General features: G+C 71.3%; 7 protein-coding genes. 3 read left to right on the top strand and 4 right to left on the bottom strand.

What is annotated here, in order from left to right:
- Positions 1 to 369, top strand: a 369-nt coding sequence (locus tag ABWI04_RS27855; protein WP_502913174.1) for a ClpB D2-like domain containing protein, incomplete at its 5' end; no start/stop codon positions are given.
- Positions 370 to 412: 43 nt separating this feature from the next.
- Positions 413 to 1,057 carry an SDR family NAD(P)-dependent oxidoreductase gene (locus tag ABWI04_RS27850; protein ID WP_345175965.1) on the top strand — a complete coding sequence of 215 codons (645 nt, stop codon included), beginning with the start codon at positions 413 to 415 and terminating at the stop codon, positions 1,055 to 1,057.
- A gap of 4 nt (positions 1,058 to 1,061) precedes the next feature.
- Here ABWI04_RS27850 and ABWI04_RS27845 read toward each other — a convergent pair whose 3' ends face one another.
- Entirely contained in the window at positions 1,062 to 1,373 is a 312-nt protein-coding gene (locus ABWI04_RS27845; protein ID WP_345175967.1) for an ArsR/SmtB family transcription factor, read from the bottom strand.
- Between the two features lie 260 nt (positions 1,374 to 1,633).
- Between ABWI04_RS27845 and ABWI04_RS27840 the strand changes: the two genes are divergently transcribed.
- Positions 1,634 to 3,259 (top strand): AMP-binding protein, encoded by a 1,626-nt coding sequence (locus ABWI04_RS27840; protein ID WP_353834293.1) that lies wholly within the window; start codon positions 1,634 to 1,636, stop codon positions 3,257 to 3,259.
- A gap of 100 nt (positions 3,260 to 3,359) precedes the next feature.
- On the opposite strand, the gene ABWI04_RS27835 is transcribed toward ABWI04_RS27840, so the two are convergent.
- Genes ABWI04_RS27835 through ABWI04_RS27825 form a run of 3 tightly spaced genes read right to left on the bottom strand, consistent with a single transcriptional unit; the run spans position 3,360 to position 6,286 of the window.
- Positions 3,360 to 4,106: an ATP-binding cassette domain-containing protein gene (locus ABWI04_RS27835; protein WP_179848675.1), complete on the bottom strand. Its 747-nt coding sequence runs from the start codon at positions 4,104 to 4,106 to the stop codon at positions 3,360 to 3,362.
- Complete coding sequence (locus ABWI04_RS27830) at positions 4,103 to 5,137, bottom strand: ABC transporter permease (RefSeq protein ID WP_345175971.1); 1,035 nt, start codon at positions 5,135 to 5,137, stop codon at positions 4,103 to 4,105. Before ABWI04_RS27830 ends, ABWI04_RS27835 begins: the two co-directional genes overlap by 4 nt.
- 15 nt (positions 5,138 to 5,152) lie before the next feature.
- Complete coding sequence (locus ABWI04_RS27825; RefSeq protein WP_345175973.1) at positions 5,153 to 6,286, bottom strand: sugar ABC transporter substrate-binding protein; 1,134 nt, start codon at positions 6,284 to 6,286, stop codon at positions 5,153 to 5,155.

Below are 6,286 nucleotides of genomic sequence, written 5' to 3'. Positions count from 1 at the left end.
CAGCTCACGCCCAAGGAGATCATCCAGATCGTGGATCTGATGATCGCCAAGGTCGACCAGCGGCTCCACGACCGCGACATGGGCATCGAGCTGCGCCAGGAGGCCAAGGACCTGCTGGCGATCCGGGGCTATGACCCGGTGCTGGGAGCGCGGCCGCTGCGCCGCACCATCCAGCGCGAGATCGAGGACACCCTGTCGGAGAAGATCCTCTACAACGAGCTCAAGCCCGGCCAGATCGTCATCGTCGGCACCGAGGGCTTCGACTCCGACAACACCGACACCGCCGAGAACGCCAAGTTCACCTTCAAGGGCGTGCCCAAGTCCACGTCAGTGCCCGACGCGCCGTCCCCGGGCACGGTCGCGCGTTAGCCGCACGGTGCAGGCACGGGAAGCAGACCCGCGGCGCGCGCTCGTGATCGGAGGGCTGGGCGCGATCGGCGGCGCCGTGGCCCGGCGGTTGGGGGGCGCCGGGTGGGAGTGCCTGGTGGCGTCGCGGTCGCCGCGGGCCGACATCGGCCTCGACATCGAAGACGAGGCCTCGGTCGTCGCGGCGGCGGCGGCGTGCCCCCCGCTGGACGCGCTCGTCGTCGCCACGAACCTGGAGCCGAGCGCCTCGCTCGCCGAGCTGACCGGGCGGCACGCGACGGCGATGTTCGCCACGCATGTCACCGGTCCGCTCCTGTTCATCAGGAGCGCACGTCATCTGCTGGCGAAGGGGTCGAGCATCGTCTTCCTCTCGTCCCCGGCCGCCTACCGCGGAAGCTACGACCCGTGTTACGCGGCGGCGAAAGGGGCCACGATCGCCCTGGTCCGGACGCTGGCGAAGGAACTCGCGCCGGACGTCCGGGTCAACGCCCTGTCCCCCAGCATCGTCGAGGACTCCCCCGTGGCCCGGCGCATGACACCCGACTTCCGGGCCCGCCATCGCGAGGCCTCCCTGCTGGAGCGGACCCTGTCGATGGACGAGTGCGCCGACGCCGTCGTCTTCCTCGTCTCCCATCCGCACGTGACGGGGGCGACCCTGCATCTGAACGGCGGCGAGTTCCTCGGGGCCTGACGGGCTACTTGTCCTCGAACTCGGCTTCCAGCGCGTCCAGATGCTGGGTCCAGAACCCGCGGAAGCGCTCCAGCCACGTGTCGATCTCCCGCAGGGTCGCGGAGTCGACGGCGTAGAGGCGGTGGGCACCCCGCGCCCGGACCGTCGCGAGCCCGCTCTCCCGCAGCACGCGCAGGTGCTGGGACACCCCCGGCTGCGAGATCCCGAACTCGGCCTGGATGACCGCGGCGATGGCGCCGGAGGTCTGCTCGCCGTCGGCGAGCAGCTCCAGGATCCGGCGCCTCACCGGGTCTCCCAGGACATCGAACACGTGCATCACGCTATTATTTCGACGCGACTTATATAAGTCAATGGCTAAACAATGCGGCGGGTCCCGGCACCGGGCCGGAGCCGAGGCCGGTTGCGGCCAGGGCCGCCGGCGCGGGACGCCGCGGCCGGGGCGCCGGTCCACTACCACGGCACGCCCGTCGCGGCTATATTTTTTTGTAGCGCACCCGCTGACCGCGCTCATTCCAGCGCGACGCCTCCGGCGCACCGGCCGGGGCGTTCGCCCGCCGTGGATGGAGAGGTGGCCCGATGGAGCTCAGCGCCTCCGCGCACGTCGACACGTTCTGCCGCGACAACCTGCCTCCCCGCGACGAATGGCCCGACTTCGACTTCACGATCCCGGAGGTCGCCTACCCCGACCGGCTCAACTGCGCGCACGTCCTGCTGGACGAGACGGTGAGGGCGGTGGGCGCCGACCGGCCCTGCCTGCGCACCCCCGGCGGCCTCCTGTGGACCTACGGCGACGTGCTGCGGCGGGCGAACCAGGTGGCCCGCGTGCTGGTCGACGACCTCGGGCTGGTGCCCGGCAACCGCGTGCTGCTGCGCGGGCCGAACAACCCGTGGCTCGCCGCGGCCTGGCTCGGCGTGCTCAAGGCGGGCGGCGTGGTGATCACGACCATGCCGATGCTGCGCGCGCGGGAGCTGACGACCATCGCCGAGCTGGCCGGGCCGAGCCTGGCGCTGTGCGACCACCGCTTCCTGGACGACCTGGCCGCGGCGCGGACTCCCGGGATGCGGACCGTGCCCTACGGCTCGGACGACGCCGGCGACCTGGTGTCCCGGGCGGCGACCAAGGACGGCGTCTTCGAGGACGTCGACACCGCGGCCGACGACGTCGCGCTGCTGGCGTTCACCTCGGGCACCACCGGACGCCCCAAGGCCACGATGCACTTCCACCGCGACGTGCTGGCGATCGCCGACACCTTCTCCCGGCACCTCCTCAAGCCCGTTCCGGACGACGTCTTCGCCGCGTCGCCGCCGCTGGGGTTCACCTACGGGCTGGGCGGGCTGCTGGTGTTCCCGCTCCGGGCGGGCGCCTCGGCCCTGCTGGTCGAGAAGGCGGCCCCGGCCGAGCTCGCCGAGATCACGGCCGGGCACGGCGTGACGGTGCTGTTCACCGCGCCGACGACCTACCGCGCCATCCTGGCCGCCGGGCTGGCCGGGCGGCTGGCCGGGGTGCGGCGCTGCGTCTCGGCGGGCGAGCACCTCCCGGCGGCGGTGTGGAGGGCGTTCCACGAGGAGACGGGCGTGCGGATCATCGACGGGATCGGCTCGACGGAGATGCTGCACATCTTCGTCGCGGCCGCCGACGACGACATCAGGCCCGGCGCGACGGGCGTCCCGGTCCCCGGCTACCGGGCGGCCGTGGTCGACGCCGCCGGCCGGCCGGTGCCGGACGGGACCCCCGGGCAGCTCGCGGTGCGCGGCCCGACCGGCTGCCGCTACCTCGCCGACACCCGGCAGAAGGCCTACGTCCAGGACGGGTGGAACATCACCGGCGACACCTACGTCCGCGACGCCGACGGCTACTTCTGGTACCAGGCCCGCAGCGACGACATGATCATCTCGTCCGGCTACAACATCGCCGGACCCGAGGTCGAGCAGGCGCTGATCGAGCATCCGGACGTGCTCGAATGCGGAGTGGTCGGCGCCCCCGATCCCGACCGCGGCGCCGTGGTGACGGCGTTCGTGGTGCTGCGCGACGGGGTCGAGGGGGACGCGGACAAGGCCGCCGAGCTGCAGGACTTCACCAAGCGGACGATCGCCCCGTACAAGTACCCGAGGTCGGTCCGGTTCGTCGGCGAACTCCCCCGCACCACCACAGGCAAGCTCCAGCGCTTCCCCCTGCGGGAGATCGTCGGAGGCGCCCGGTAGGGGCCGGAGCGGCGGCGCCGGTGCCCGCATCCGGCGGGCGCGGTCGCGCCGGCGGGTCACGCCTCCGGGCCGGGCTCGGCGCGCCCGGCCCGGAGGGCGTCTACAGGCCCCGGCCGCGCCGGTAGTCGGCGACGACCAGGTCGGTCAGCTCCTGCAGGGACGTCTCGGACGTCGGCCTGTCGAAGGAGATCCGGCCGTGCTGCAGCAGGTTGACCCGGTCGCACACGTCGAGGACCTGCGCGTAGTTGTGCGCGATGATGATGATCGACACCTCGCCGCGCTCCTTGAGGTCGCGGACGAGGTCGAGGATCATCGTGCCCTCCTTGGCGCCCATCGCGGCCAGCGGCTCGTCGAGCAGCAGGATGCGGGCGTCGGAGTAGACCGAGCGGGCGACCGCGATCGCCTGCCGCTGGCCGCCGGACAGCTTGGCGACCTCGACGTCCACCGACGGGATCCGCACCCCCATGTCGGCCAGCTGGCGGGCGGCCCGCCGGCGCATCGCGCGGTTGCTGAGCAGCGGCCAGCGCACCAGCTCCCGGTTGAGGAACATGTTGTGGTAGACGCTGAGCTCGTTGACCAGAGCGAGGTCCTGGTAGACGGTGTCGACGCCGAGAGAGCGGGCGTGGTCCACCGAGCGCGGGCTCACCTCCGTCCCGTCGATGAGGATGCGTCCGGAGTCCGGCCGCTGGAAACCGCTGATGATCTTGATGAGGGTGGACTTCCCGGCGCCGTTGTCGCCGATGAGGCCGAGCACCTCGCCCTTGCCGAGGCGCAGCGTGACGTCGGCGAGGGCCTCCACGCCGCCGAAGCGCTTGCTGATGCCCTCCACCCGCAGAGCGTCGCTCATGAGCGCCCCGCCCTTCGCAACCGGGCCAGGTGGACGTTCAGCACCATCGAGATGATGATCGCCGACCCGAGGATGATGTTGAACGGGTTGGCGCTGATCCCGATGAGGTTGAAGCCGTTCTGCATCTCGGCCAGCACCAGCGCGCCGAGCAGCGCGCCGACCACGGTCCCCGAGCCGCCGGCCAGGGCGGTGCCGCCGATGACCGCCGCCGAGACCGCGATGAACATCGCGTTCGACCCGCCCGAGCTCGGATCGATGGAGCCGACCCGGAAGGCCTCCAGGATGCCGGCGAACGCGCCGAGCGCCCCGGTGAGCATGAAGTTGCCGATCTTGATACGGCCGGTGCGGATGCCCGCCTCCGCGGCGCCGAGCGGGTTGCCGCCGGTCGCGACCGTGTGCAGTCCCCACCGGGTGCGGGTGAGCACCAGGTGGAAGAAGACCACGATCACCAGGCACCAGGTCAGCTCCGCCCAGGGGGCGCGCCCGAACCAGCCCGCCAGGCCGTCGGCCGCTTCGGGGATCTGCGCCGGGTAGGCGTGGGAGGTGGTGAGCATGATGCCCTGCACCAGGAACATCGAGCCGAGGGTGGCGACGAACGACGGCACCCTCAGCACAACTGTCACCAGCCCGTTGCCGAGCCCGATGAGCGCCCCGGCGAGGACCGCGAGCACGATCGCGATGATCGGGTAGACGCCGGAGAAGTCGACCATGTAGTGCATGAGGAAGGGCGCCAGCGCGAAGACCATGCCGACCGACAGATCGATCTCGCCGCTGACGAGCAGGAACACCTCGCCGACCGCGATGATGGCGTAGGGCGCGGTGCCCTGGGAGACGTTGACCAGGTTGTCGTGGCTCAGGAAGACCGACTTGGCGGTCTGGAAGTAGATCAGCAGTCCGAGCGCCACCAGGAGGATGGTCGCCTCCCGGCGGCGCAGGAACGCGTCGGTGGCGAGGCCGGGCAGCCCCCGGGCACGCCGCCGCGGTGGCGTGCCCGGGGCCGCTGCCTGGTCCCGTACGGTGCTCTCGCTCACTCCGTCCTCCTCGTGTCAGACGTGAGCGATGGCGCCGGACCGCGGCACCAGCTGCTGGGCCGGGCTGGACCCCTCGTACCGTGTCTTGGTCGACAGGTACGGGCCGACGGTCTGCTTGTTGACGAAGGTCAGGCCGGTGTTGGTCATCGGGGGGAAGACCAGCCCGCCGGACAGCTTGTAGAACCAGAGGGCCATCACCGGCAGGAATCCCTGCAGGTACGGCTGCTGGTCGATGGTGAAGTCCAGGTCCCCGGACTTGACGGCGGCCAGCGTGCCCGGGGTGAGGTCGAACCCGCCCGCGACCACGCCCTTGCCCTTGAGGCCGTACTTCTGCATGACCTTGCCGATGGCCTCGGTCGAGCCGGCGTCCACCGCGAACATGCCCTTGATGTCCTTGTGGCCCTGGGCGTAGGCGTCGACGGTCGACAGTTCCTTGGGCACCTCGGCGCCGGTGGCCACCGAGGTGAACTTGATCGGCTTGCCGGACGCCTTGATGGCGTCCTGGGCGCCGTCGATGCGCGGCTGGATGTTGAGCGAGCCCGGGGTGGCGATGAAGCCGACCGCGTCTCCCCCGGACATCAGCCCCGCGATCTTGGCGCCGAGCTGGTAGCCGGAGGTGTACAGGTCCTGGCCGATGTAGGAGAGCCGGCTGCTGCCGGGGTCGTCCTTGGCGCCGTCGGCGTTGTAGGACACCACCGGGATCCCGGCCTTCAGCGCGTTGTCCACCGGCTGCCGGAAGGCGGCCTTGTCCACCACGGCGACCGCGAGCCCGTCGGCCTTGCCGGAGATGGCCGCGTTGGTGGCGCTGACCATCTCCGGCACCGCCGAGTTCTGCGAGCCCGTCCATTGGAACGAGCAGCCCAGCAGGGCGCAGGCGTCCTGCGCGCCGTACTGCGTCGGCGTGAAGAACGGGTTCGTGGTGACATGGTTGACGAACACGAACTTCCAGTTCGGCGTCTTCGGGAAGTGCCCGGGCCCGCCCGCTGCCGAGGACGAGCTCTTGTTGTCCGAGGAGCAGGCGGCCAGCAGCGCCGAAGCGGCCGCCGTCGCGCTGACCAGGCCGGCGCCGCTGAGCAGCCGGCGCCGGGTGGGCTCGCTCAGGCCGAGAGTGTCGACGGCCTCCTCGACCGCCGGATCGATGCGCTCCAT

Source organism: Actinomadura sp. NPDC000929 (assembly GCF_040492065.1).
GTDB lineage: Bacteria > Actinomycetota > Actinomycetes > Streptosporangiales > Streptosporangiaceae > Spirillospora > Spirillospora verrucosospora.
Note: the sequence above shows the minus strand (reverse complement) of the source record. Positions and strands in the feature narration are given on the sequence as shown.

Bases quoted from the DNA above. Each gene is read 5' to 3' on its own strand.
- ABWI04_RS27845 (WP_345175967.1), bottom strand. From the start codon at position 1,373: ATGCACGTGTTCGATGTCCTGGGAGACCCGGTGAGGCGCCGGATCCTG.
- ABWI04_RS27840 (WP_353834293.1), top strand. From the start codon at position 1,634: ATGGAGCTCAGCGCCTCCGCGCACGTCGACACGTTCTGCCGCGACAAC.
- ABWI04_RS27835 (WP_179848675.1), bottom strand. From the start codon at position 4,106: ATGAGCGACGCTCTGCGGGTGGAGGGCATCAGCAAGCGCTTCGGCGGC.
- ABWI04_RS27825 (WP_345175973.1), bottom strand. From the start codon at position 6,286: ATGGAGCGCATCGATCCGGCGGTCGAGGAGGCCGTCGACACTCTCGGC.